Here is a 26,983-nt window from a genome sequence, read left to right as displayed (position 1 = left end):
CTATTTTTTCTAAAAAAAGGAGAATGGTGAGGATTAAATAACTAGTATTATAGGTTTACACCCATATCTAGTTGTTCTGTTAACTCTTTGTATCTGTTTCTGATTGTTACTTCTGTTACTCCTGCAATATCTGCTACATCACGTTGTGTTTTTCTTTCACCTAATAATACACTTGCAATATATAATGCAGCAGCAGCTACACCTGTTGGACCTCTACCGCTTGTTAAACCATTTTCCATTGCCTGGTTAATGATTTCTATTGCTTTAGATTGAACAATACCTGATAGGTTTAGTTCACTAGCAAATCTAGGTACATAGTCGATAGGGGATGTTGGTGGTAGTCTTATATGTAATTCTCTGGTTAGGAATCTGTAAGTTCTTCCAACTTCTTTTTTACTTACTCTGGATACTTCTGCAATTTCATCAAGTGTTCTTGGTACTTTACATCTACGACAAGCAGCGTATAATGATGCAGCTACAACTCCTTCAATACTACGTCCACGTATAAGTTTGTTGTCCACAGCATTTCTGTATACAACTGATGCTGATTCACGTACTGATCTTGGAAGTCCTAATCTTGATGAGTCACGGTCTAACTCACTTAATGCAAATGCCAGGTTTCTTTCTGTTGCACCACTGATTCTGATTTTACGTTGCCATTTTCTTAATCTGTACCATTGTGCACGGTTTCTTGCTGGTATATCTCTTCCATAGATATCTTTGTTACGCCAGTCTATCATAGTTGATAGTCCTTTGTCGTGTATTGTGTATGTGATTGGAGCTCCTACTCTGGTTCTTTTATCTCTCTGTTCATGGTCGAATGCTCTCCATTCCGGACCCATGTCTACAATGTTATCATCGATTACTAAACCACAGGCTCCACAGACTACTTCTCCACGTTCATGGTCATTGATTAGTTTTGTTGAACCACACTCTGGACATTTTGTCTCTTTTTTCTCCATCTCTGCAACGTCTTCTTTCATCTGTTCTTTTTCACTGAGTCCATTATTATTTTCTAATTCTTTTTCAATTTCATCAGTGTCTGTTGTGTCTATCTTGATGATTTCTTCAACGTCTAGGTCAGAATTGGACATGAGTTCTATATCAGAATCTTCAGGTATTATAACATCAACATTATCTCCCATTGGATTGTTGATTATTAAATCGTTTAATTCTGCTTCAGTATCGTCATCGGATGATGTGTCGTTGTTGTCGTCTTTGAAGTTATCCATTATTTCTAGTAATGGATTTGGTTTCTTGTTTTTCTCTTTCTTCTTATCGTCGTTGGATTTCTCTTCTTTTTTGTTCTTTGGTGGTCTTCCTGGTTTTCTTTTGGTTGTTGTCTTAGTTTCGTCTTCTTTTTTCTTATTTTTTCTTGGTCTTCCTGGTTTTCGTTTAGGTTTTGTTTCAGTTGTTTCTTTTTTAGGTCTTCCTGGTTTTCTTTTTGTTTCTTTTCTTGGTCTTCCAGGGCCTCGTTTAACTTCTTTTTCCTGTGTTTTCTTGTTTTTACTTTTTGGTGGTCTTCCTGGTCCTCTTTTCTTTGGTGGTTCTTGTTTTTCTAGGATTGTTGTCGTATGTTTAGATTCGGTATCTGTGATTGCCTCATCTTTTTTCTTACTGGTTTTTTTGCTTTTTGGTGGTCTTCCCGGTCCTCGTTTTTTAGTTTTTGGTTTGGTTTGTGTTTTTGGTTTTGTGGTGGGTGTTGGTTTCTCAGTTGTTTCTTTTTTGGATGATTTTTTGTTTTTCTCTGATTTTCGTGTTTTGTGAGGTCTTCCGTATCTTCTTTTTCTTTTTAGTATGCCTGCCGTTGTTTCATCCTCCTTTTATTATTTCTTGGTGGTAAATATACTTTTTCACCGGGCTTGGCTTTTCTGTATTTTTTGCTGGTTTTTATTGATAGGTATGGTTTTTTAGTGGATCCGAAGATGTCACTTAGTTTACCTATTGGCTTGTGTTTTTTGTTTAGTATCGTTGTGCCAATCCGTGGTGTTTGTTTTGACGGTACAATTATTTTGTTTGTGCTTGTTATGTGGCTTATTGTACCTATTTCTTTAAATTTATTATCTTTTTTCGTCATTTTCTTTAATATTTTATTTTATTCCATTATATGGAATTGGAATTAATAATTTTTTTATAATAAAATGATTGATGATTGTTATTGGATTAATTATACTTTTTTGAAAATTAGTCTTAATTATTTCTCTTGGTTTATTGAAGGGTGGTTGTTATGTTTATTTTAGTTTTGAAGGTGATTTTCTGTTTTTTCTGAATTGTATTTTTTTATTCATTAAAAATTATTTTTTTCCTTTATATATTTTATCACATTTTTTTTATAAATGATATTATAAAGTTTACATGTCTTTATATTTATACTTTTGGATAGCTTTAAATACTATCTATTTTTTTATAAATAGGTTTACTATAGGAACAGGTTATATCACATAGTATGCATGATAAATTTATTTTAGTTCATATTCTATTACATTGTAAAAAAAGATTAAATAAATGGGGGCGATTAATAAAAAATTTTATTCTATTTTTAATATCTTATCTAATGGCTTATCTTCTTTTATTAATTCTTTAATACAACTAGATTCAAATTTTTTAATATTATTAACTTCTTCAAGTACTTCCTCTACTTTTTCTTGTGGTATAATAACAACACCATCCATATCTCCAACAAGGATGTCTCCATCACAAATAGCCATATCGTCAAGGATTAATCTGTCTCCTATGGTACCATCATTTGTTGGTAGACCTGCACGGGATTTTATTTCCTTTGAAAATACTGTATAACCTAGTTTTATAATATCAGGAGTGTCACGTGATGCTCCATATACAACTGTTGCCTTTAATCCATGTTTTTTAGCTGCTTGAGAAGCCATTTCACCCCAGACAGCATGTTCGGTATCTGAACATTTTATGAGTAACACATCTCCAGGTTCAGCAGCATAGATTCCTTTTATACATGTACCCCAATCATAAGAATCAGTTTCAACTGTTTTAATTTTTCCAACTACCTTATATGATGAATCTATTGGTTTAACATCGCAGAGTAAACCTTGTTTTCCATATAAGTTTTTCATTGCATCTGACACATTATCTGTACTAGAAATATCAAGTAAATTATCTAGTGTTATTTTCTTAGGCTCTTTTTTATTGAAATTTAAAACAGTTTTTGGTGTTATTTTTCCTGACATTTTATGCACATCCTATATAATAATTTATTGTATTAATGTTCTCCATATGATTAGTGTTTTATTATACATTATATTTTTATTCAAGTTTCATTATCTAAAAAAAATAATTAATAATTAAGAAATGAATGAAAGAAAAGAGGGGGTTAGTTAGATACTAGTTTATTTAGTCCTGTGGTGTTGTTACTTCTTCTACAAGTCTTCTTCCTGCAACAACTTCATCGACACTATGGATTGATCCACCGTAATGTTCTACTGCTTCACGTATTTTATCGTAATTTAAGTCATTTCCTTCCATAGTAATTTTAATGTTTTCTGTATCTTTATCTATTTCAATTAATGTTATATTTACTCCATCTACACCTTCAAGACTACTTAAATACATAGCAAATGATGGTAGTGATGGTGAATGTGGTTTTAGTATGTCTAAAACTACTCTTATTAATGAATTTTCCATTTCTATAATATCCTCCGATTAATATAATCGCTAGTTTTTACTATATATATATTTTTTATGTTAGATATATTCTTCTATAGTTTATCCAATAACTTAATATAATATATGATATAAATTATTAACTGTATATGATATAACGAAGTAGTTATAAAATATATGTATGAATTTATTACAATAATAAGCATTAATTATTGATGACAATAATTACATGTTGTATGATAAAACATGATAAAAATAAGGCTTAAAATTCTAATGGAAGACTAAAATTACTTAGATTCTTTCATATAAGAAGAATTCTTAAGTTAATTTATTATATTATTATAAAATTTACTAAAATCATAAATAAACCGAAGTTATGGAAATTCATCATTGAATATTTCCTTAACAATAATAAATATATAGAAACAATTCCTTTCATCAATCGCTTAAAATATAAAAAAAAGGCGATTAAATGACACATAAAAATGCCAAATACCATGATGACGAAGATTATTATTACATGGTAAAAGATGAAATTACAACAACAAAATATTTAATACATTCACAAATAAATGCAAAGGGTTTTGTAGAAAAACCGGATGTTGTAGGAGCAATATTTGGACAGACCGAAGGACTTCTAAGTGATAGTCTGGATCTACGAGAATTACAGAAAACTGGTAGAATAGGAAGAATAAAAGTAGAGATGACTAACAAATCAGGAAGAACCCAGGGAGAAATAATAATACCATCAAGCTTAGATAGAGTAGAAACAACAATACTCGCTGCTTCATTAGAAACAATAAATAGAGTAGGTCCATGCGAAGCAAACCTAAAAATAACGAAAATTGAAGATGTAAGAGCAGTAAAAAGGCGAACAATTGTTGAAAGAGCAAAAGAATTATATCAGAACATGATGGAAGACTTCACACCTGAAAGTTCAAGAATGATAGAAGAAGTTAAAGAATCAATAAGAATGCCTGAAATTATAGAATATGGTGAAGATAACCTTCCTGCAGGTCCAAATACTCCAACATCAGATGCAGTTCTCATTGTTGAGGGAAGATCAGACGTACTAAACCTACTAAAATATGGAATAAAAAACACCATAGCAGTAGAAGGAGTAAACATACCAAAAACAGTAGTAGACCTTACAAAAGATAGAACAATAACAGCATTCCTAGATGGTGACAGAGGAGGAGATCTAATACTAAAAGAATTACTCCAAATAGGTGACATAGACTATGTTACAAGAGCACCAAGAGGACAGGAAGTAGAATACCTAGATAAAGACCAAGTAATCTACGCACTAAAAAACAAAACATCAGTAGACAAAATAACAAGTCATGCAAATTACAACCATAACCAACACAAATTCCACAACAAACCAAGAACAAACAACAACCACACAGAAAACAATAAAATACACAGACAAACAACACAATACAACCACGAGGAAAAAAAACAGCCACAACACAAACAAGAAATAAGACACCAATATAAACAACACAGACCAGAAGACAAACCCAGACATGAAAAAGAAGAGAACACACAAAAACAGGAAACAGAAAAAAAACAACCAAAACTAAACAAATATCAAAAAATATTAAACCAACTATCAGGAACCAGCAAAGGAAAATTCTACAACGCAGATTTCAATGAAATCAAGGAAGTACCAGTAGCAAACATATACAATGAAATAAAAAACACCCAAGATGATGTAAAAACAGTAGTCTTTGATGGAATAATAAGTCAAAGATTGGTTGATCTTGCCAGAGAAAAAAATGTTGAATGTCTAACAGCAGTAAAAATGAATGAAGTTGTAAAAAAACCTGAAACAATAAAAATAATTACAAAATAATTACAACAACAATCATAAAAAAATACATTATGATAAACTTAATAGAAGAAATCGTAGAATAAGTGAAAATAGAGATAAGGAAGTGTATCTACTTGACATCAGAATACCTAGAAGAATTAGAATTAGAAGATCAAATCGAGGACTACATACTTGAATTAGATATTCAAAGTTACTCAACAAATACTTTGAAAACATACAAGTCAATCCTTAACAGTTTTCACAGATTTCTATTATCACAAAAAAAGCTTAATTCTCCAAAAGACATGCTACGTTCATTTAAAAGATATTTACAATACCTAAAAAGAGAAAAGGAAGTATCACAGAACTACCTTTATCTGGTAACAGTAGTGTTAAAGAAATTCTTTGAATATGCTGAAATTCCAATATATGATGAAATTAAAGCACCAAAAAGAACAAAATCACTACCAAAATCCTTGAATGAACAAGAAGTATATGATCTTATACATGCTAGAGATGCAGATTATGATCCTAAGAAATCAAACCCACAGAATATCACACGTTTAAGAAATAAAGTAATCTTAACATTATTATACTCTACAGGATTACGTGTATCTGAACTAGTAAATCTTAAGATAAGAGCGATTGATGAGGATGAAAGAACAATAAGAGTCAGAGGTAAAGGAGAAAAAGATAGAATTGTAATATTTGATGATACTACATTAAATCTTATTAATGAATATCTTGATAAACGGGGAGTGGAGAATGAATATCTCTTCGTTAACCAAAAAAATAATAAACTAACCTCACGTTACATAGAGTTAATGATTAAAGATCATGCTAAAAGAGCAGGTATTAATAAACGGGTAACTCCCCACATATTAAGACACTCATTTGCTACACACTTACTTAAAAATGGTGTTGATATAAGATCTATTCAACAATTACTTGGACATAGTAATCTTAGTACAACACAGATTTATACAAGTGTGGATATGCATACTCTTAAAAATGTATATGATGAAGCATGGCTTAACAGAGATCATAATGTACATAAAAATCCAATAGATAGTACTACTGAATAACTTATAATTTTTCAGTACTATCTATTATTTTTTTTAAATTTTGAATAGAAATACTTTTTTTGTAGAATATTAAATATAACATAGACTATGATATCCCTTTTTTAGTTATCATATAAACTTTTTTTTAGAAATAGTGTTTATTAAAATAAAGAGTATATTATTAAAAAAATAAGAAGTTAATGAAATAGAAAAAATAATATTCTCCATTTCACATTATTAAAGAATTTAATCTTCTTTTGGTAATATTGATGTTGATATACCAGATGCAATTGCAATTTTTATAATGTCACCTACAATAAATGGTAATACACCCATTAATATTAGTTGACTAATTGATAATGCACTGCCAGTACCTAACATAAAGTTATATAATCCAATTAATCCTGGAATGTATATACAAATGAAGTTAGCTATTAACATAACAATTACTGTTTGAACAGGTTTTCTAGAACTAGGATGATGGTCAAACATGTAACCAGTGAATGCTGCAGCGAAAACAAATCCTACAATATATCCTCCACTAGCTGATAAAATCCATGCAAAGCCGTGTTCCATTCCAGTAAACCATGGCATTCCTATAATTCCTAGTAATGCATATAATACCATACTGAATGCTCCCCATTTTTCTCCGAGGAATGCACCTGCAAGTAGTACTGCAAATGTTTGGAATGAGATTAATACTGGACTCCAAGGAGTTGCAATTGTTACTTGTGCCATTAATCCGGTGAAACATGCAACTAGAAATGATAATCCTACCATCGTAATGGTATTTGCATTATTTCTCCATGTATACCATGATGATTGCATCTCATGAAATTTATTAATATTACTGTTTATAGGCATATAATTTACCTCGTATTGTTTATTTTATAATATCTTATTAAAATTATTGAAAAATATATTAGATTTTCTTTAAATCTAATCAGTAATTATAAGATTATTTATCTTATAATAAGATATTTATTTTTCATCATTATTACATATTATGTATTCCTAATATCTATAGATACTTATAGATGAGAGTAACTTATATTAATTAGATTGAATATAAATTATATCATATTTATATTGTATCAATGTTATACAATTAATTTTTTTATAATGTGATTTAATTACTTATAATTAGAAAGTAACGATGATTGTTCTTCAAATCAGTATAATACTGTTTAATACATGATTAATGGAAGAACAATGAATTATCTAGGATAAATCATAAAAAAATATAAAATTTATTTATTTTCGAGGGAATTTAATGCCAACAAAAGTAGTAGAAATTAAAACTTTAAAACAAGGAAAATACTTAGTATTAGATGGAGAAGCTTCAAAAATTACCAGTATATCAACATCATCACCTGGTAAACACGGAGCAGCAAAAGCTCGTATAGAAGCAGTAGGAATATTCGATAACCAAAAAAGAAGTCTTGTAAAACCTGTAAACGCAAAAGTAGACATACCTATCATTGATAAAAGAGCAGGTCAAGTAATTGCAATCATGGGTTCAGAAGTACAAATTATGGATTTAGAAACCTACGAAACCATCGATTTACCAATACCTGATGAATTAAAAGATCAAATCACAGAAGGTAAAGAAGTAGAATACATAGAAGCATTAGGAAACATGAAAATCATGAGAACAAAAGGAGGAAACTAATTCTTCTTTCTCATATTTTCTTATTACATATAATAAATAATAATACCTTTTTTTTAAAATAAAATTGAATACTTTTTCTGAATTAAAATTTCACTAATTTTCGAAATATTTATAATATCAATAGTTAAAAGTTATATATTATCTCTTAACTAGGATAATAATATTAAACAATACTTATTTTATACAGAAAATATTATACAAAAAAATTTAATGATAATTAGTGATGAATTACCAATTTTTTATATAGGAGTATCAACATAATATATAATTAGTTAATTAGCTATTAACGAATGGTATAGTATTTAAAGTTAAATAAAAGAAAAACTCACAAAATATTAAATTTAAAAAGATATAGTATAATTTTTTCAAAATTTTTTTAAAGATTTATGAAAAATATTTTATTAATCTTTAAATACTTTATAACATTCTTTTCAAGAGATAAATTAATAAGGAATTAATCTACACAATAAAATCCTGAGCAATAAAATTATTAATTATAATTTATTTTTGAAAGATAATAGCTAATCAGATAGAATAAAAAAATGCTAAGTTCTATTAATTAACTACATAACCTTTTTTTCAATATTTTTAATTATATTTTTAATTTAAACTCTATTCCTGTTATACTGGGAAATAGATTCAAATAATCAGATAATTAATCTTCTATAGAAATAGAAATTTTTTTAGATAAACAGCTAATTCTAATTATTATAAAAAAAAGATAAAAAATAGTAAAATATTAAATAAAATGTTTTAATCTCGTTTAGGACCCATATATATTACAGGAATTTGTATTTCAGTCATGTTTTCTTCAACAGGGCTACCCTCTTCTGCAGGGAAGTATATCTCAGTGATAGGTCCAACAATATCATATTGATTTTTTATAGCATAATCAACTATAGCCTTAATAGTTTCATTAAAATTTTTATGAGTTCCTTTATGACGAGCAGCTAATACTGTATGTGATGTAACTTCTTTAAGTCCAAGTTTTCCTATTCTACCAGCAGGTTTTCCATCGTTGTAGAAGTTATCAATAGGCATACCTACTTCAAACATTTGGTTATTTTCAGCACGTTCCTCAAGATCGTTCTCATATGAACCATAAGGATAGCCAACAGCTTTAAAGTTATTTTCAGCTATAAGATCTCCTACTTCCTTGATAAATTCAGGTAATTTACTGAAACTATCTGTATGTGGAACATAAGCTACTTTTTGCTCAGGGATTCTTTTTTCAACTATTTCAACCATTTATTTACACTCCTATAATTTTTTTTATTAATATAAAATTGTTATATAAAAATTAATTTTGTTTTTTTATTATACGTCTGATACATTTAATTATTTATAAGTTATATCATTTATAAATAATAGATTTGATAATAGTATTAATATATTAAAATGTTAAAAACGATTAATTTAGGATTAAAAGGTGTTAATGCCCATGATTCAAACTAGAACAATAAAAAAAACAGGGGAAGAAGTCTCATTACTTGGCTTGGGTGCTATGAGATTACCGACAAGAAATGGTAGAATAGACAAACAAAAAGCTACTAAGTTAGTTAACTATGCGATTGACCATGGTGTAAATCTTATAGATACTGCTTATCTATATCATAATGGGGAAAGTGAAACATTTCTTAGAAATATTCTTCAAGATAGAAGAAATGATGTGCAGATTTCAACAAAATTGCCTGTATGGTTTGTTAAAAAAGAAGAGGATTTAGAAGAGTATCTGGATAAACAAATGGAAAAGTTAGGCGTGGAATATATTGATTATTACTTTCTACACTCCTTAAATTATGAAACATATAAAAGACTAAAACCGTTACATGTCTTAGAATTTCTTGACAGAATAAAAAAAGAGGGAAAAGTAAAACATGTAGGATTCTCGTATCATGATAATTATGATGATTTCACAAGGATAATTGATGACTATGATTGGGATATGTGTCTACTACAATACAATTTTATAGATGAAGAAGTTCAAGCTGGAAGAAAAGGAGTGCAATACGCATATAATCATGATGTAAGTGTATTTATTATGGAGCCATTAAAAGGTGGATTACTAGCACATGATGTTCCTGAAAAAGTAAAAGTAACCATGGAAGAGGAAAATATAGATGAAACACCTAGTAGATGGGCATTAAAATGGCTGGCCAATCAAAAAGAGATAACATGTATATTATCAGGAATGGGTGAAATAAAACAGCTAGATGAAAATATTGAAACGATGAATAGCACTGAATCTGATTCAATATCTGATGAAGAGTTACAAGTCTACAATAATGTTAAAAAGGTATATGAGGAATTAATTCAGGTACCATGTACACAGTGTAGATATTGTATGCCATGTCCAGCACATGTGGATATACCAGCATGTTTCGAAGCATATAATGCAAAATACATATTTAAAAAAGATACAAAGTATACTTTTCGAGTATCTGGGATAATGGGTGGAAAACCAGGATATGCAAGTAATTGTATAAATTGTGGTGCATGTATAATTAAATGTCCACAAAAAATTAACATACCTCAGGAATTAAAGAAAGTATCTGATGAACTAGAACCATTTGGATTAAAAACATTTATGAAACTAGTAAATGTAGTAGGAAAACCTATATTCAAATGGTATTTAAATCGTTAAGGGGGGGATGGTTAGACGCATGGTAGGTAAAAAATCAAAGATAATAATGATTATACTCTGTATATTTCTAACAATACTGGTAGTTGAACCTACACAACTTGACGTAAATGAAATAAAAGTACAATCTAGTGACATACCCGCGGAATTTAATGGTACACGAATAGCAGTTGTGGGTGATATACATTATGGGGAATATGTTAATGAAAACAGGGTAAGTTACATAGTAAATCAAACAAATGAACAAAATGCTGATATAATAGTATTAGTAGGAGACTATGTGACAAATGATGAAAATGATGCTGACACCTGTATTAAAATACTAAATAATCTTCATGCAAAATACGGAGTATACGGTATACTTGGAAATAATGATCCAAAAAATAAAACAAGTGAATTATTAGATGAATCCACTACAATAACTAACATACGTAATGACGGGGTATGGATAGAGAAGAACAGTGCAAGAATAAGATTAGGAGGAGTAGGAGATATTTCAACAGACCTACAATATCCTCGTAGAACAACAAGCGGAACAACAGAAAATGATTTTGTGATAATGGCATACCATAACCCAAACTACTTTGACCTGATAAATCATTCACGTATAGATTTATCTCTAACAGGACATACGCATGGTGGACAAATTAATTTCTTTGGATATGCTCCATGGGTGCAGAAATCATCAAAAGGTAACAGATATATCTCTGGATTATATGAAGAAGATGGTTCACAGTTAGTAGTAACTAATGGAATTGGTGAACGAATTGTACCCTTTAGGTTCATGGCAACACCACAGATAACAATTGTAACATTAGAATCCACATAAAATATGTTTATATTTGAAAATAATTGAATGGAATAAGTTATTATTAAAAATAATCCTAAATAATCGTTTAAACTCTTTTTTTCTTTCTATTTTTTGATATCATAAATAAGCAACTTTTAACCTTCATACAAAATAAATGGTAGAGGTTAAAAGAATTACCTATAAATTAATTAAACTAAACAAGACTCCAAGTATAATCATATTAAAACTGTCAAGTGAATAATTAATAAAAAAATATCCCCCATGATTTTTCTTTTAACCTCTACATTTCATAATAAGAATATAATGTGGAGGTGCAATAATTTAACAATAATAAATTAATTACTACAATGTTATTAGTAGTCTGTCTTCTACTATTAATGTATGGTTTATCAGTTAGTAATGCTGAAAATCCAGATTCTATGACAATAGAACATATAAATGATACACAGGTTATATCAAATACAACTACAACTAACAGTCAGGTAAATACATCACATCATACTCATACAAGTTATAAAACAGTTAATAATAAGAGTCAATCAAAAGTCCTGAAAAAAGCAAAAGAACAAGAAAATATCGAAATATCAACAGATAATGTAACTTGTCAGGTAGGTGATGTAATTGATATTAATGTATCATCAGAACCTGCAAATTTAGATGATGGAATATTAACCTATTATATTAATAAGGAGATTATTGGCGTACAAAATATATCAATATCTCAGGAACCATTTGAATTTGACACGGACGGATACGATGCAGGTACTTATAATCTAACAATAGATTTTTCAGGAAGTTTAAAATATAAAAACACAGGAACAAATGCAACAATAACAATAAATAAACATGATACAGATATAACAATCACTGATACAATATTTGATGAAGATAACAACTTAAATATATCCTATAACCTAATATCAGGTCAAAAAAAGGTTAACACTGGAACATTGACACTGTATTATAATGATACAATGATAAAAAGCATGAATATAACAGAAGAGGATTCATCAATAATAATACCTAATAAATATAACTCTGAACTAATAGACTTTGTATACACAGGTAACAATTACTATGAATCATTCAATACCTCTGAATTAATAAATGTGGATCCCCTTGATTGTGATATATACATACCTTATATTACAGGATATCATGGATCAAATGTAACAACAACAGTAACCATCTATTCAAATAAGACAGTGAATGATGGAAAACTCGATGTATATGTTGATGATATACTCATAGATGAATATGATGTAACCAGCAGCATACCTATAAATATAAACTTGGAAAATTATCTTGAAGGTAAATATAATGTAACAATAGTTTACGGGGATAGCAATGTTTACAATGAACAATCATATAATACTACATTAACAGTAAGAAAAATAAGAACAAATGTATACACAAGTAATGTTACAGCACATAGAAATAATATTGTTAATCTAACAGCAACAATATACAACTATGTTGATGATAAAACAAATGGATTAGTGGAATTCTTTATAGATAACGAGAGTATTGCTACAAGTATAGCTAATAATAGTCATATTAATATTACCTATCTAATACCAGATAACTTAGATTACGGCATGCATAACTTAACAGTTGTTTACTATGGTACTCAAAGATATAACGAGTCACGTGCAGAATCATTAATGAATATTACTAAATATACCAACAAGTTATATGTGAAAGATGTTACACTAGATGAGAATGGACGTATTAATATAGATCTTAGATGTTACTCCTATGATAGAACAGTAGATGATGGGGTTATAAACATAATAATTAATGGCACACTTGTTGACACAGTTCCTGTCACAACTAATGATACTATAATTATATTACCTAATGAATATCAAGCAGATAATGTTTATACTGCATCATTCACATATGAAAACTCCTCATGGTACAATGATGCTAATACAAATCAAATAATAGACATTGAAAGAACAAACACAACAACACATATATCAAAATACTTATCAAATAAAAATATACTTAACATAACAACCTATGTTTACACAACAAGTTATGATGAAATAAACAATGGAACCATGGAATATTACCTAAATAATAACTTAATAGGCACATCAAATATCAAAAATAACACAGGAAACTTAATATATAACATGACAGGCCAGCCAATAGGAAACTACACAATAACAGCAAAATATCTGGGAACAAAAATATACAAACCATCCACAAACACAACAACAATAACAAAAACAATCCACCAAACAACAGCATATATAACAACAAACAACACAATAAGAGCAACACCTGGAGATACAATAAAAATAAATGCAACAATAAACGACTATGAAGGAAATCCAATAACCGAAACAATACCAACAACAATAATAATAAATAACAAGACAATAAACACACAATTTACTAATGGAACACTAAATCAAACATATAAAATACCTGAAAACACAACAGAATCAACAATAACCATAACAATAACGACAAAAAACACAACAAACACAAAACCAACAACAAGAAATGCTACATTAAAAATAACAAAATATAACACATACATAACAGGACCAAACAACATAAAACTAACAAAATTAGAACAAATACAGATAAACACGACAATAAACTCAAATAAACACCAAGTAAATACAAAAATACCAACAATAATAAAAATAAATAACAAAACACTAGCAAACACATATTATATGAATGGATCACTAAAATATAAACTAAATCTAGACAATAAATACACAAATAACACATATACTCTAACAATAATGACACAGGAAACATCAAAATACAGACAAACAACAAAAACAATAAACTTAACCCTAAACAACAGGAAAACATACATTATATCTAAAAACATATACTCATCAAAAGGAAACAAGATAATATTCAATGCAACAGTAATGGACGCACTAACAAGAAAACCAATACAAGGAACATCAAAAGCATGTATAAAACTAAACAATGTAACTGTAAACACAATACAAATAAAAAATGGTCATATAGCATACCCTTACAGTAACAATAACAATGCTAAAACATATAACATCACAATTATCAGTGGAGAAAATAACATATATGACGCCTCACAATGGACAGGATATCTAATAAATAAAAGACAACCAATCAAAATCACATCACAAAACATAAACACAATAGTGGACAGTAATATAACAATCAAAGCAAAAATATTCTCAAATGAAAAACTGATTAACAAGACAATAAAAGCATCAATAAAGATAAACAATGTGACAATTGGAACAGTAAATGTAGTAAATGGTCAAATAATATTACCGTACAAGTTACCTGATAACATGGGCTCAGGAATCTATAATTTAACAATAGTCACTGGAGATACTGGTTCGTATTATCATACAAATACTACTACCAAGTTAATAGTCTCTAAGAAGTATAAAGTAATGGATTCACCTAATATCAGTGTAAAGAAAAATGGTACAATCCATATTAAAGCAGTAATAAAAGATTCAAAAGGCAATATTGTAACCTCAAAAACAAAGGTTAATATTAAAGTTGCAGGTAAATCTATATGTAATTTAAATGTTACTAATGGAATCATAGAATATGACTATAATATTGGTAATTTAAAGAAAGGAAAGTATGATTTACTTGTACAGGCTGGTGAAACATCTAAATATAGACATGCTACTACACACTCAGTACTTAGGGTGGAATAATCTGGGAGAATAGGAAAGTACATAATATTATTCTCCTTCATTTTTTTTATTTTAATAACTATTTCTAGAAAAAGAGATGAAATTAACTAATAATATGCGTTATATAAAATTATAATTTTTTATAAAGCTCAATTATTTATTTAAAAAAGGATAATATTTATTCTAAACTTCCAAAAAAGATAAAAAAAGGAAGGTTAATTAACATATTACTTGTTATGTTATTTTATGATAAATTTGCTGCTGCTGTAGGATATTTAGTTATGTATCCATATCTGAATAGTGCATAACCTTGTGATCCGCCACTCATCACTGCTTTTGCATCAGAGTTCAGCTCGGATGCAGATAATTTGTTGTATGAATTATCGTATGTTTGAAGTATGGTTACTACTTTAGAATGTGTAGCATACTTAACAACATATGCTGTTGAGTCTTTTAGCCAGTTAGTACCAGCATGGTATGAGTATTTGTATGCCATAGGCATCATTACATCAACATATTTACTTAAATTAGCATAATCTTGTCCGTAATATTTTTTAGTGTCACTTTTTTCAGCATAAACTGTCATTGATACAACTAAGTTTTTATTATAACCTTTTACAATACTGTTAACAGATTTAACGAAGTTTGTTATCACTGATGGTTGTACTATACTAGGATTTGATCCAGAGTATCTGGCATAATCAAGACATACTCCTGATAATCCATTAATCCTGATAACTTTTTTAACAAAGTTTTTTATCATATTTTGCTGTGCTGTACTTACATTAAATCCATTGCTTGTACTGAAACATACCATGTATGTATGTACATTAATATTGGTGTTCTTACATAATGATATTACTTTTTTTAGTAAAGCTGTGTTATTTGTTGAAGCTCTTGATTGAACATATACATCTGTAATTTTAGCGTTTACCCATTGTGTTACATTAGCTTTAGTTACACTACTGTCTAATTTCACATATAATGCAGTCATTTTCTTGTTCGTTATGATTTTTGTGTTTGTTAAAACGTTTATGGTTTTTTTAAGTTTCTGGTTATATGAGTATGTTGTTATTGTTATATTTCCTGTGCTAGTTATTTTCTTGGATATTGTTATTGTTCCAGTGGTTGTTGTATATGTATTACGTATTCCTCCACCAACAATAGCTTCATTTATGGTTAAGCGTGGTAATTTACTGCTAGTATTATATGCGCTTGTTTTATTTCCATTATATATGTAATTTAATGTTGTCATGATTTTTAGTGTTGAATTTACGTAATTTGATCCGGACGTGGTCACTTTTAAGTAGATCCAATTGTTTATTGTTGTTGAATACTGTCTGCTACTTGATGGTTTTGAGTTATTACCCCACCAGTTATAGTTTGCAGTTAGTTTTCCTTTGTTATTGTATACATCTATTTTATTGTTATCGAATAATACTGAATTTTGAATAGTTGTTTTTCCTTTATAGTTATATAATGCTCCACCATTAATTGTAGCATTGTTTGCTTTAAAGAATACTTTGTTGATTACTGCACCTGCTCCATTAACATAGATAGCTCCACCAGTTGATGCATAGTTTTTGTTAAATGTTGAATTGTATACATAGTTAGTCCTTGTGGTTTTAAGGTATACTGCATTATTATTGTTTAAAGTAAATATTGAATAGTTTATGAGTACTTTATTATCTTCATCCGCATATACTGCTCCACCTAGTTTTGCAGTGTTATTTGTGAAGGTAGAGTGGCTTATTGTAATATTCATAGGAGATAATGCTGTGGTAAATATTGCTCCACCATATGTGTTAACGTTATTGTTAGTAAATTGTGAGTATTTGACTGTTAATGTTCCATTATTGTTTATTGCTCCACCAGTAATATTTGCTTTGTTTGTTTTGAAGCTGTTCTGACTTAAATACAGTGTTCCTTTGTTATATATTGCTCCACCTTTGCTATCAGCATTATTACTTACAAATGTATTATTATACCCTGCTATTGTTCCAGTATTGTATATAGCGCCTCCATCTTTGGTTACACTATTACTGTTAAAGTAGGTTTTATTTAAATTCAATTTTCCAACGTTATATATTGCTCCACCATTTATACCAGTGTTTTTTAGGAATATTCCTGTTTTAATAGTGGATGTTTTATTTTCTGAACTTAGATAAATTGCTGTGTTACCATTGTATGTTACATTTGTATTGTATAATGTTACACCATTAGATGATGTTATTACACTACCAAGTTTACTTGCATTATTTTTATCAAAAGAGCATCTTGAAAAGCTTAATGAACCAAGATTATATATTGCTCCTCCATAATCTGCATTGTTATTTGAGAATGATGTTTTAACAGCAGTTAATCTACCCTTGTTATATACTCCACCACCATTTGCTGTGGCAGTTGACATTGTTATTTTCATTGACTCTAAGTTCAATGTTCCTTTGTTGTATATTGCTCCACCATTTTCATCTTTAGCACTTGTAATTGTAAATGCTTTGAAAGTAACAGTTGTTCCAGAAGCTATGGTAAATACATGGCTTCCTCTACCGTTGATTATTGTTTTTTTAGTATTATTACCTATTATAGTTACATTCTTGTTAATAAGTATTTTATGTTGATTATAATTACCCTCTGCAAGATAAATGGTTCCTTTATCATTCACTGCAGTAAGAGCACTTTTTATTGTTGCCTTTGCAGTAGTACTACTTGCACCGGAATTATTATCATTTCCAGATGTACTCACATAGATTTTACTGTATCCTGTTGTATTATTCACTGTTTTAGAATCTTTTGTAGTAGTACTTGTTGTATTATCACTATCTTTTTGTGTTGTGTTTTGTTCTACTGTGGTCTGTGTATTTGTATTTTGTGTGTTCGTGTATTGTGAGTTATCATCTTTCACATTTTGATTACTAGAATCTGTTACTTGTATATTATCTGCCCCAACTCCTATACCTGCTGTAACAGTGCTATGACCTGTTTGATTTGTGTCAGCAGCTGAGACTGCACTTATACATACTAGTAATGCTATTATTACTAATACTGGAAATAATTTTTTAAATGTTAAATTATTTCGTTTAATAAATAATCACCTCTGATATTTATTTTATATTTTGTTATTTAAATAAATTAGTCTTTAAAAAGAAGGGCCAATGTCTTAATCTGTATTTTAAACTGTTTAAAGTTATTTTTATAAAAAAATAAGTAAGAATGGAGGTTATTTCTAGTTTCTTATGATGATATAGATCATATATACAATAAATAAGGATACTAGGATGATTCCATCTTTCCTGTTGAAATCCTTTTTATCATATGCTAATATGTATGTGATAATTAATGCTAAAATCATTATAATAGTATCAATTACCATAACATTTGTTGTTGCAATAGGAGTTATTGTTGTTGTTAAACCAACAATGAATAGTATGTTAAATATACAACTTCCAACAGCATTACCTATTGCAATTCCGGTATTCTTATTGTATGCTGCTGTTACACTAGTCATAAGCTCTGGTAGAGATGTACCTATTGATACTATTGTTAATCCTACTAATGTTTCAGACATTCCTAGGCTTAAAGCAATATCTTTTGAAGCATCTACTACTAAATCACTACCAATTAGTATGAAAGCTAAACCAACTATTATAAATAACACAATCATTATGTTGGATAAGTGTGTAGTTCCTACAGGCATGTTCTTACTTTCTTTTTTAGATTTAACAATAAGAAGTGCAACGTATGCTATTATACCTATTAGGAAGATTATACCTTCAATCCTACTAATCTGACTACTAGTTACAATAAATAAGAGTAATAGTATGCTACTTATTAAAAGAACAGGAAAATCCTGTTTTAGTGATACGTCATCTATATCAATCTTATAAATAATAGCAGTAATACCTACAACTACAAGTAAATTAAAAATGTTACTACCTACAATGTTACTTATTGCTATAGCATTACTATGATTAAGGGCTGAAGTTACAGAAACAGCAGCTTCCGGTGCACTAGTACCAAAGGCTACAATAGTTAAACCAATAATCATAGCAGGGATTTTAAGTTTAGTAGCAAGATCACTGGCACCATCAACAAACATATCAGCACCCTTAATAAGAAGTACAAAACCTATAATAAGCAATATAATTGTTAAGATATCCATAAAATTATCCTCAAAATATTAAAAATAAAAGAATAAGTATTTAATAACTTATTCTAGTCTGTGTAATTCATCCTCTAACATAGGTAGGAATGAACCAATATCAGTAACAATACTTATAACCTGTGCACTACCTCTGTCAGCAAGCTTAGTTACAGAAGCATTACTAATATCTACACAAACACTTTTTATTCTAGCTGGAATAAGGTTACCAGTAGCAACACTGTGAAGTAATGTTGCAATCATAATAACCATGTCAACATCCTGTACTTCTTCACGCATTCTCTGCTGTGCTTCCTGTGAATCTGTTATAACATCTGGAAGTGGTCCATCATCACGAATACTACCAGCAAGAACGTATGGTGCATTCTTTTTTACACATTCATACATAATACCACTAGTTAAAACACCTTGTTCTACAGCATCACGAATACTACCTGCTTTGTTAATAGTGTTAATAGCAGATAAGTGATGTTTATGTCCATGTTCAACTAGTTCTCCGGTCTCCATCTTTACACCAAGTGATGTTCCATATAATGCATTTTCAATATCGTGTGTAGCAAGAGCATTACCTGCAAATATTTTATCTACATATCCTTCACGTATTAAATCAGCTAGTATAGGTGCACATCCTGTGTGTATAATTGCAGGTCCACCTACAACAAGTATTTTTCCACCATTATCCTTGATTTCTTTCATTTCAACTGCTACTTTGTGAATAATACTTCGGGTAGGTTTTTCAGCAGATGCATCACTGTTCATGAATTCAAACTGGTTTTTACCTCTAGCCTTTTCAGGTGGAGTTACTTTAACTCCTCTTCTACCAACTACTATTTTTTCTCCTTTTTTTATTGAATTTAATGGTTTACAAGTAGCTGTTTCATTTTCAGTATCTACTGTGATAACACAGTCCATTTCTATATTATCAATATTAATCCATTGATTGTTGTATCTTATTTTAGTATTATAGTTACTAGTGGAATAAAAATTGCTTGGTACTGTTTTATCTTTTTCTGATTCTATTAATTCAACTTCTTCTACATCTTTAATAACTTCTGCTCCGTAATCAGTTAACATGTCTAGTATTCTGTTGAATGTTTCATAATCCTCGGATTTTACTAGAAGTTTTGCAGTACTTTTATCAGTTTTTAGTTTTCCTACTTCTAAATCTTCAATTTCGTAGTCACCACCCTGTTCTAGGATAGTGTCCATTGCTTTAGGCAATATTAATGAGTCTATAATATGTCCACGTAATAATATTTGTTCTGAATACATTATTTCTACAGTCCTTTAAAAATTTTAATATTAACATATACTATTCAATGATTTAGGTATTAATTGAATGTTATATATTTTTCTTGATTATAGTATAAACTATTTTATCATAGTTTTGTTCGATATTTGTTAAATGTTCTGGAAATATAGTGATAAAAATAAGTTAAAAATAGAGAGGGAGAAGAATTAAAATTATACTCTATAGTATACCCATAGCTTTATTGGTTTTTATTATAGATTTTTCTCCATCATCTTCTAATTCAAGCATTGCTCTGATTGCATCAACATTTTCTGGTACAACATCAGATTCTTGGTGAACAGCTTGCATATAGAATAATTCTCCATCTTCAACATTTACTGATTCTTCCCATACAGGTATTTCGTACATATTTCCTCTTGAACGTCCAAGGTCTTTAGCATACTCCATTATTTCAGCAGTAGATCCTAATTTAAGGCTTTTCTGAATAGGTAGTACACGGTAAGCTTCCTTGAAAGCATCAAGCACATCATCTGTTGTTACATTGTTCTCTAATTCAACCATTATATTATGTGTGTGCATAAGTGTGGTCGGAACCATTAAAGCCATGGTTATTACAGTAACATCAGGTATGATTGTTTGTACATCGGGTCCGTGATGTGATGGAACTTCAGTTGTCGGAACAATAGCATTTATAGGTCCTTTTTTAGCATCATTAGGGTCTGCTGCTCTTCTTACCATTACAGCTCTAACTTTTTTAATACCTGCTAAATCATATACTGGTTTAAGTGTACGACATAATCCTGTGGTGTTACAGGAAACTACACGTACGTAATCTTTGCCTATGTTACTTTCATAGTTTGCCTCAGCATTGAAAGATGAACCTATTGCATCATGATCTTCGCCACCCTCAAATATGGCTTTTAATCCTATTTTTTCATAGATATCTGTTTTGTTCTGTGAACCAATACCTCCTGGTGTACAATCCACAACTAGGTCTAATTTTTCAAATAATTCATCTGCAGTACCTGATACTTCAATACCTGCTTCTTCAAATTGACTTTCTTTTTCAGGAGCACTGAGGTATAAATCATATCCTTTTTTAACAGCCATCTGTGCCTCGAAATCAGGAGATCTTTTTGTTACTCCAACAATTTTCATGTCATCTTGAGCAGATACAGCATCTGCAACTCTTTTACCTATGGTTCCATATCCATTTATTCCAATATTTTTCATAATGTAACATCCCTGTAAAAAAATATTATAATCCCTTGATATTTTAAGAGTTTATATTAGAAAGATTATCGTTTCTAAAAATTTTTTTCAGTTATATTACTATATAAGAATTATGATGTTTATAAATTTATTTTAAAATTTTACTGTTTTTTAGTGAATACCTCTATAAAATAGTTGAATATAATTTTTTTATAATAGAATTCATTGAATTTAAAAAAGAGAAAAAAAGTGTGTGGAATTATAATAATATTCTTTATTTTTTAATATCTAATTCCTGATATACATAGTAGCCTATTACACCACCAATGGTACCTGCTATGATGTAAAATACTAATGAGTATAATGATGAGTATAACATGTATGTGAAGTATATTGGTCCGTATGACATGTACATCATTATTAATGAAATTACGGTAGCTACTACTGCACCAATAAGTGTACTGAGAAATGCTGCTACTGTTGATTCGGCTACTTCTTCATTTTTCATAATTCCAACAAGTATTCCTGTAATAAATATAAATGGTAATATACTTGAACTTGAACCACTTATTAAGTAAGTGATTATGATAATTATTATTCCTAAAGGTACAGCTTTTCCTTGGGTTACTTTGTTAAAATCCATATTTACTAACTCCTTTCTAATACTTTTTATCTTATTTTATATATAGATTCATAAGTTTTTTCATTGATAAAAGAGTGTTTTTTTATTTATTTTTGATTTAATAATCCTAATTCTTCTGATACATAATATCCTATGTAGCTACCAATACATCCAATAATAATATATGTTATTATACTAATAAGAGAGTACTGTACAACTGCTATAGCATATAAACCACCATACGTATAATATACGGTTATTAGGGATACAATAAATGCAATTATTGATCCGATAATAAAAGCGATAAAAGAATTAAGTAATGTTTCCTTTATGTTAACATGAAGCATTATACCAGAGATTATTCCTATGAAAAGTATTGTGGGTATTATAAAACTATTATCATTAGTTAATAATGAACAAGCTATAATCATTAAGATAGTTAAAGCAATACTTTTTCCTTTTAGCATGTTTTTAAAACTCATACTATCCTCTCCTAAAAATGATATGATTAGATAATATAACTAATCATATACCTAGTTTTAAGCCTATTCCAGAGGTTTTCCTTCAATAGCACTTATTTTGTTAGGGAAGTATGTATCTACAATATATTCTAAACCATATTTGGAGAATGACTGTTGCTCTGCTTTTCGTCCTAGTTTAATCATTTTTTTGATTTCCGTCTGCCAGAATTCTCCTTTATATCTAGGGTCTGCTGCTAATTCTTTTAGACGTGTTACATCTATATCTTTTAGTTTGTCAGTTGGTAAATCGTAATTAATAATGTCTGATGCTGTTACACCTAAAAATTTTGCATCTGGTGTAGCAAGGTCATGGTTTACGTGTGCTAATTTTGCACTACCTGATATAATTACCATAGCAATGTGGAAACCCCATGGGTCTCCGTCGTTACAAATATATACTGGGACTTGTAGCTCATCACTAGCTCTTCTGATAAATCTACGTGTTGCACGTGCAGCTTGTCCTTTTAATCCTACAATTAATGTATTAAAACGGTCATATGCTTTTTCTTGAACCATACGGTGATACATTCCCATAGTTTCCACTGCAATAATTCTTTCAACATTAGAATCTACAAATTCTACATCATCTATTGTTGGTGGAATAGTATATCCTGCTTTTCCTAGTCTTAATGCATTGAATTCTACGTCATCATCACGTAGTGTGATATCACCATATACAGATGCTCCATCTTCTTCAGGGAGTAATCCTAGGTTTTCACGTGATACTCCTAATGTTACTTCTATATCTTCAGTAATGTTGTTTGATTCCTGCTGGTTATCAAATCCAACATCCCATCCTTCTGATACATAGTACATTTCCCTCATGGTAGCTGTTTTTTGTATGTTTACTAGTTCTTTACAGAAGTTTCCGACACACATCATTTGTGCTAATTTTTTAATTTGTTTAACATTACCTAGGGATCTAGTTCCTGTACGGTCACCTAATTCAAAGTATCGTTTATCTTCATTATATATAATATTTCCAGTTCCTCTTGATGGTATTTGTAAGCTAGGTACTCTTTCCTGAAGTATTTCTTCTAGTACTTCATCTCCCATTCCTCTTAGCTTGTTTAATGCAATTTCTTTATGTTTCATCATATGAATTCTTCCCTCATTATTTCATATTATTTATTCTTAAAAGAGTTTATTCTTCATCAAAATCTTCGTCAACTTCGGTTTTTAGACGCATTTTAGGTTCTTCTGTTTTGATTTTCATTGGTTCAATTTCTGGTTGTTTAAGACGGTTTTTCATGTCCATGATTTTTGCTTTGTGTGTTACTTCATCCATTACATGGTCATACTCTGGAACATCTTTTTCTGCTAATAGTGCTGATTGTTTGATTACTACTGGTACAAGGTCTTCGAATATTTTTGCTCTCATTTCCTCGTTTTTAGCTGCTTTTTTGGTTCTTATGTATTTTTCTAGTTTACGTGCTATTTTCATTGTTGCTTGTCTGATTTCTCTTACTATTTCTGGTTCTGGTGCAACACTTTGTTTTCCAGTGGATAAGTATGGTACGTTTGTTGATATGATGTTTACAAATACTGTTATTGGTGCATTGTCAAGGTCTCTTATACCATATCTTCTCCAATCTATACTTTTTAGAGCTTCTGTTATTGCACAGCTTCCTTGGTCAAAGGTTAGTGGAACTCTGTTTGCAAATCTCATTATTTCTGCTTTTCTCTGATTTCCTATGAGTCTTCCTGCTTTTCCACCATAAGCAATACCTGCTTCTATGATGAATGATACTCCTCCACGGTATGCTTGTGGTTTTCTTGTTATTGCTGTTGAAAATTCTGGTAATAGTATTTCGTTAATACCTTTTTCTATTTGTTCGTTTCCTATTGGTTTAAGACCACTTGTTGGTGGAGCCATAAATTTCATTTTATCGAATTGATTAACTACTGCTTCTGCTTCTTTCCATGTTATACTTTTTGGTCTTTTATTCATGTCGATTCCAGTAGCTTCTTCGATTTCTTTGATTTTAGCTGCTGATACACGTGATAATGAGTCCATTAATAGGTTTTTGAATCGTTTTTTGTTTGTACTTTTACAGAGGTATATTATATCGTCTGCTGTTACTCCTTTTGGGTGTGGTAGTACTTCTTTTGGTAGTGGAGGTATTTCATTTGTTGCTCTTTCAAAGGTATATTTTCTTCCGGATGGGTCTTTGAATACTATTCTTGCGTGTGGATTTCCTATTACTGTACGTCTTATGTATTCGTATGCTCCTTGTTCACTCATGGAATATGATACATCTTTAAATTCTATTTCTATTCCTGAGCCTGTACGATCAGTTTCAAATTCTTTTCTGTCTAAGATGATACCTGTATTCTTTTTAACATCAAGTTTTACGGTCATTTCTACTCCTTTAAGTTCATCACCATCTTTGTATCTTGATCTTATTTTTACAGGTTGTCCTGTTGTCATTTGTGATAGTAATACACATCCACTACATCCGAGACCTTGTTGTCCTCGTGATTGTATATTTCTGAATTTACTTCCTGCGAACATTTGACAGTATACTTTGGTTATGAATTCTTCTGGTATACCTGGTCCGTTATCTGCATGTTTAAGTAGGTAGTGGTCTTTTCCTAATCTTTTTAATTCTATTGTTATGTCGGGTAGAATTCCTGCTTCTTCACATGCATCGAGACTGTTTGTTATTAGTTCGTGGAATACTATTGTTAGTGATCTAATTTTTCCTGAGAATCCTAACATTTGTTTGTTACGTCTGAAGAATTCTGACGCGGTTAATTCTTTAAATTCTTTAAATAAATCGGATGTATCACGTTCCAAGGATTTCATTCCTCCGTTTATATTAATATTACTTATTTAATTATAAGTATTATTTTTTATTTTTTCTACTTTTAATTTAATAATAATTGTTCTTCTCTTTTTAGATAATATGTTAAAACTTGTTGTAATTTCAATAGTTTATACATATGTATCATTTAAAAACGATTATTTTTTCTATTAATTATATATGTAAAACATACAATATAAAACCATTGTATATACCCTACTTGATAAAAATATGTTAGTTTTGGGGGGTCTTGATAAGTAATTGATATATAACATAAATATTATTCTAAATAAAAGTTCACAATTAAAAAATATGAATAATTTAAATAAAAAAAAATTAAGTTAGTTGGTGGTGAATATTTTACTAAAAAAATTAAAGAGAAAAAAATCAATCATAAAGTTTCAGGAACTTCTTCAAATTCATCTTCATCCTCATCTTCTTCACTAATAGCATCTTTATTATAATCCTTTTCTGCATCAGTAAAGTTTTCATCAGTATCTAAATCTTCTCTTAAAATATCCTTTCTGTCCGGTTTACCATTAACAAGTTCATCAAATTCTTGTCTTTTAAGTTTATCATGCATCTTCTCAAGATAAGCATAAACAGTTTTCTGTCTGGAACCATCAAGAATCATTTCAATAGCTTCTCTAGCCATTTGAATATTTTCAATTTTACCAATTAAGGAAACAGTTTTACCATAAATACTGATTTCAACATCAAGCATATCATGCATAATCTGTCTGGTTCTACCATTTTTACCTATAATTCTACCTTTTTGTCTTACTAATGCTTTCTTTGATTTTCCAACATAATCTTGTAAGTTGATGATTTCTAAAATCATTTCATCATCTTCAAGAGTTAATGCGATATCTGGATTAAATCCTCTACCTATAGCTTTAATCATATATCTAGCTTTCCATGTTGCTAATGGATCATCAGTCTCATCAGTTGAACTTATAGCAATATCTCCTGTATCACTGTCAATTTTCAATTCTGTTTTAGTAATAATTTCTAATTGGTGTTTAATTTTACCATTTTTCCCGATTGCTACGCCAACTCTGTCTTTTGGTATTTTAAGGTACTCTGTATTAACCAT

General features: G+C 29.6%; 21 protein-coding genes and 1 pseudogene. 7 read left to right on the top strand and 15 right to left on the bottom strand.

The genetic code is table 11. The features are described 5' to 3' along the window. Nucleotides 1–47: 47 nt before the first annotated feature. Complete coding sequence (locus OTK55_RS01755; RefSeq protein ID WP_274871739.1) at nt 48–983, bottom strand: transcription initiation factor IIB; 936 nt, start codon at nt 981–983, stop codon at nt 48–50. Nucleotides 984–1,209: 226 nt separating this feature from the next. Between OTK55_RS01755 and OTK55_RS01750 the strand changes: the two genes are divergently transcribed. After that, entirely contained in the window at nt 1,210–1,767 is a 558-nt protein-coding gene (locus OTK55_RS01750) for a hypothetical protein (RefSeq protein ID WP_274870235.1), read from the top strand. A gap of 25 nt (nt 1,768–1,792) precedes the next feature. On the opposite strand, the gene OTK55_RS01745 is transcribed toward OTK55_RS01750, so the two are convergent. The 3 genes from OTK55_RS01745 to OTK55_RS01735 form a co-directional block, all read right to left on the bottom strand. After that, the gene (locus tag OTK55_RS01745; protein WP_274870233.1) at nt 1,793–2,077 is read right to left on the bottom strand and encodes an H/ACA ribonucleoprotein complex subunit GAR1; all 285 of its coding nucleotides are present in this window, start codon (nt 2,075–2,077) and stop codon (nt 1,793–1,795) included. A gap of 451 nt (nt 2,078–2,528) precedes the next feature. Next, entirely contained in the window at nt 2,529–3,200 is a 672-nt protein-coding gene (locus tag OTK55_RS01740) for an RraA family protein (RefSeq protein ID WP_274870232.1), read from the bottom strand. A 163-nt stretch (nt 3,201–3,363) separates the two neighbouring features. Then, nucleotides 3,364–3,654, bottom strand: coding sequence for a DUF211 domain-containing protein (locus tag OTK55_RS01735; protein WP_274870231.1), 291 nt, complete (start codon nt 3,652–3,654; stop codon nt 3,364–3,366). Nucleotides 3,655–4,153: 499 nt separating this feature from the next. Here OTK55_RS01735 and dnaG point away from each other — a divergent pair, with 499 nt between their 5' ends. Both dnaG and xerA read left to right on the top strand, forming a co-directional pair. Then, complete coding sequence (gene dnaG / locus OTK55_RS01730) at nt 4,154–5,491, top strand: DNA primase DnaG (RefSeq protein WP_274871738.1); 1,338 nt, start codon at nt 4,154–4,156, stop codon at nt 5,489–5,491. 92 nt (nt 5,492–5,583) lie between these two features. Beyond that, nucleotides 5,584–6,534, top strand: a complete 951-nt coding sequence (xerA, locus tag OTK55_RS01725) for a site-specific tyrosine recombinase/integron integrase (RefSeq protein WP_274870230.1) — start codon at nt 5,584–5,586, stop codon at nt 6,532–6,534. A gap of 225 nt (nt 6,535–6,759) precedes the next feature. Here xerA and OTK55_RS01720 read toward each other — a convergent pair whose 3' ends face one another. Next, a complete protein-coding gene (locus tag OTK55_RS01720; RefSeq protein ID WP_274870229.1) occupies nt 6,760–7,377 on the bottom strand; it encodes a biotin transporter BioY in 618 nt (205 codons plus the stop codon). Nucleotides 7,378–7,786: 409 nt separating this feature from the next. Between OTK55_RS01720 and OTK55_RS01715 the strand changes: the two genes are divergently transcribed. Continuing rightward, nucleotides 7,787–8,185 (top strand): translation initiation factor IF-5A, encoded by a 399-nt coding sequence (locus tag OTK55_RS01715; protein ID WP_274870228.1) that lies wholly within the window; start codon nt 7,787–7,789, stop codon nt 8,183–8,185. A gap of 753 nt (nt 8,186–8,938) precedes the next feature. Here OTK55_RS01715 and OTK55_RS01710 read toward each other — a convergent pair. Next, a complete protein-coding gene (locus tag OTK55_RS01710; protein ID WP_274870227.1) occupies nt 8,939–9,433 on the bottom strand; it encodes a GyrI-like domain-containing protein in 495 nt (164 codons plus the stop codon). A 193-nt stretch (nt 9,434–9,626) separates the two neighbouring features. Here OTK55_RS01710 and OTK55_RS01705 point away from each other — a divergent pair, with 193 nt between their 5' ends. The 3 genes from OTK55_RS01705 (at nt 9,627) to OTK55_RS01695 (ending at nt 15,332) form a co-directional block, all read left to right on the top strand. Beyond that, nucleotides 9,627–10,829, top strand: a complete 1,203-nt coding sequence (locus OTK55_RS01705) for an aldo/keto reductase (RefSeq protein WP_274870226.1) — start codon at nt 9,627–9,629, stop codon at nt 10,827–10,829. A 7-nt stretch (nt 10,830–10,836) separates the two neighbouring features. Further along, complete coding sequence (locus tag OTK55_RS01700; RefSeq protein WP_274870224.1) at nt 10,837–11,655, top strand: metallophosphoesterase; 819 nt, start codon at nt 10,837–10,839, stop codon at nt 11,653–11,655. Nucleotides 11,656–11,984: 329 nt separating this feature from the next. Beyond that, nucleotides 11,985–15,332, top strand: coding sequence for an Ig-like domain-containing protein (locus OTK55_RS01695; protein WP_274870223.1), 3,348 nt, complete (start codon nt 11,985–11,987; stop codon nt 15,330–15,332). 223 nt (nt 15,333–15,555) lie between these two features. On the opposite strand, the gene OTK55_RS01690 is transcribed toward OTK55_RS01695, so the two are convergent. The 9 genes and pseudogenes from OTK55_RS01690 to OTK55_RS01650 form a co-directional block, all read right to left on the bottom strand. Continuing rightward, the gene (locus OTK55_RS01690) at nt 15,556–18,216 is read right to left on the bottom strand and encodes a hypothetical protein (RefSeq protein ID WP_274870222.1); all 2,661 of its coding nucleotides are present in this window, start codon (nt 18,214–18,216) and stop codon (nt 15,556–15,558) included. Nucleotides 18,217–18,537: 321 nt separating this feature from the next. After that, the gene (locus tag OTK55_RS01685; RefSeq protein WP_274870221.1) at nt 18,538–19,473 is read right to left on the bottom strand and encodes a calcium/sodium antiporter; all 936 of its coding nucleotides are present in this window, start codon (nt 19,471–19,473) and stop codon (nt 18,538–18,540) included. A 48-nt stretch (nt 19,474–19,521) separates the two neighbouring features. Further along, complete coding sequence (locus OTK55_RS01680) at nt 19,522–20,745, bottom strand: ornithine cyclodeaminase, nickel-pincer nucleotide-dependent (protein ID WP_274870220.1); 1,224 nt, start codon at nt 20,743–20,745, stop codon at nt 19,522–19,524. 199 nt (nt 20,746–20,944) lie between these two features. Continuing rightward, the gene (locus OTK55_RS01675; protein WP_274870218.1) at nt 20,945–21,958 is read right to left on the bottom strand and encodes a phosphorylating glyceraldehyde-3-phosphate dehydrogenase; all 1,014 of its coding nucleotides are present in this window, start codon (nt 21,956–21,958) and stop codon (nt 20,945–20,947) included. A gap of 253 nt (nt 21,959–22,211) precedes the next feature. Continuing rightward, on the bottom strand, nt 22,212–22,580 hold the full coding sequence (locus tag OTK55_RS01670) for a DUF5518 domain-containing protein (protein ID WP_274870217.1): 369 nt from the start codon (nt 22,578–22,580) through the stop codon (nt 22,212–22,214). A gap of 86 nt (nt 22,581–22,666) precedes the next feature. Further along, nucleotides 22,667–23,041 carry a DUF5518 domain-containing protein gene (locus tag OTK55_RS01665; RefSeq protein ID WP_274870216.1) on the bottom strand — a complete coding sequence of 125 codons (375 nt, stop codon included), beginning with the start codon at nt 23,039–23,041 and terminating at the stop codon, nt 22,667–22,669. A gap of 63 nt (nt 23,042–23,104) precedes the next feature. After that, complete coding sequence (locus OTK55_RS01660) at nt 23,105–24,175, bottom strand: DNA topoisomerase IV subunit A (RefSeq protein ID WP_274871737.1); 1,071 nt, start codon at nt 24,173–24,175, stop codon at nt 23,105–23,107. A gap of 49 nt (nt 24,176–24,224) precedes the next feature. After that, nucleotides 24,225–25,880, bottom strand: coding sequence for a DNA topoisomerase VI subunit B (gene top6B / locus OTK55_RS01655; protein ID WP_274871735.1), 1,656 nt, complete (start codon nt 25,878–25,880; stop codon nt 24,225–24,227). 494 nt (nt 25,881–26,374) lie between these two features. Then, nucleotides 26,375–26,983 (bottom strand): annotated as a pseudogene (locus OTK55_RS01650) (KH domain-containing protein); the annotation flags it as partial.

This window comes from Candidatus Methanosphaera massiliense (assembly GCF_028890305.1).
In the GTDB taxonomy this organism is placed as follows: Archaea; Methanobacteriota; Methanobacteria; order Methanobacteriales; family Methanobacteriaceae; genus Methanosphaera; species Methanosphaera massiliense.
Note: the sequence above shows the minus strand (reverse complement) of the source record. Positions and strands in the feature narration are given on the sequence as shown.

What these genes read in the sequence shown, in the direction of transcription:
- OTK55_RS01735 (WP_274870231.1), bottom strand. Translation starts at nt 3,654, where the DNA reads ATGGAAAATTCATTAATAAGAGTAGTTTTAGACATACTAAAACCACAT.
- OTK55_RS01710 (WP_274870227.1), bottom strand. Translation starts at nt 9,433, where the DNA reads ATGGTTGAAATAGTTGAAAAAAGAATCCCTGAGCAAAAAGTAGCTTAT.
- OTK55_RS01660 (WP_274871737.1), bottom strand. Translation starts at nt 24,175, where the DNA reads ATGAAACATAAAGAAATTGCATTAAACAAGCTAAGAGGAATGGGAGAT.
- OTK55_RS01700 (WP_274870224.1), top strand. Translation starts at nt 10,837, where the DNA reads ATGGTTAGACGCATGGTAGGTAAAAAATCAAAGATAATAATGATTATA.
- OTK55_RS01705 (WP_274870226.1), top strand. Translation starts at nt 9,627, where the DNA reads ATGATTCAAACTAGAACAATAAAAAAAACAGGGGAAGAAGTCTCATTA.
- OTK55_RS01755 (WP_274871739.1), bottom strand. Translation starts at nt 983, where the DNA reads ATGAAAGAAGACGTTGCAGAGATGGAGAAAAAAGAGACAAAATGTCCA.
- dnaG (WP_274871738.1), top strand. Translation starts at nt 4,154, where the DNA reads ATGGTAAAAGATGAAATTACAACAACAAAATATTTAATACATTCACAA.
- OTK55_RS01680 (WP_274870220.1), bottom strand. Translation starts at nt 20,745, where the DNA reads ATGTATTCAGAACAAATATTATTACGTGGACATATTATAGACTCATTA.
- OTK55_RS01745 (WP_274870233.1), bottom strand. Translation starts at nt 2,077, where the DNA reads ATGACGAAAAAAGATAATAAATTTAAAGAAATAGGTACAATAAGCCAC.
- OTK55_RS01740 (WP_274870232.1), bottom strand. Translation starts at nt 3,200, where the DNA reads ATGTCAGGAAAAATAACACCAAAAACTGTTTTAAATTTCAATAAAAAA.
- OTK55_RS01685 (WP_274870221.1), bottom strand. Translation starts at nt 19,473, where the DNA reads ATGGATATCTTAACAATTATATTGCTTATTATAGGTTTTGTACTTCTT.
- OTK55_RS01675 (WP_274870218.1), bottom strand. Translation starts at nt 21,958, where the DNA reads ATGAAAAATATTGGAATAAATGGATATGGAACCATAGGTAAAAGAGTT.
- OTK55_RS01720 (WP_274870229.1), bottom strand. Translation starts at nt 7,377, where the DNA reads ATGCCTATAAACAGTAATATTAATAAATTTCATGAGATGCAATCATCA.
- OTK55_RS01695 (WP_274870223.1), top strand. Translation starts at nt 11,985, where the DNA reads ATGTTATTAGTAGTCTGTCTTCTACTATTAATGTATGGTTTATCAGTT.
- OTK55_RS01715 (WP_274870228.1), top strand. Translation starts at nt 7,787, where the DNA reads ATGCCAACAAAAGTAGTAGAAATTAAAACTTTAAAACAAGGAAAATAC.
- OTK55_RS01665 (WP_274870216.1), bottom strand. Translation starts at nt 23,041, where the DNA reads ATGAGTTTTAAAAACATGCTAAAAGGAAAAAGTATTGCTTTAACTATC.
- OTK55_RS01670 (WP_274870217.1), bottom strand. Translation starts at nt 22,580, where the DNA reads ATGGATTTTAACAAAGTAACCCAAGGAAAAGCTGTACCTTTAGGAATA.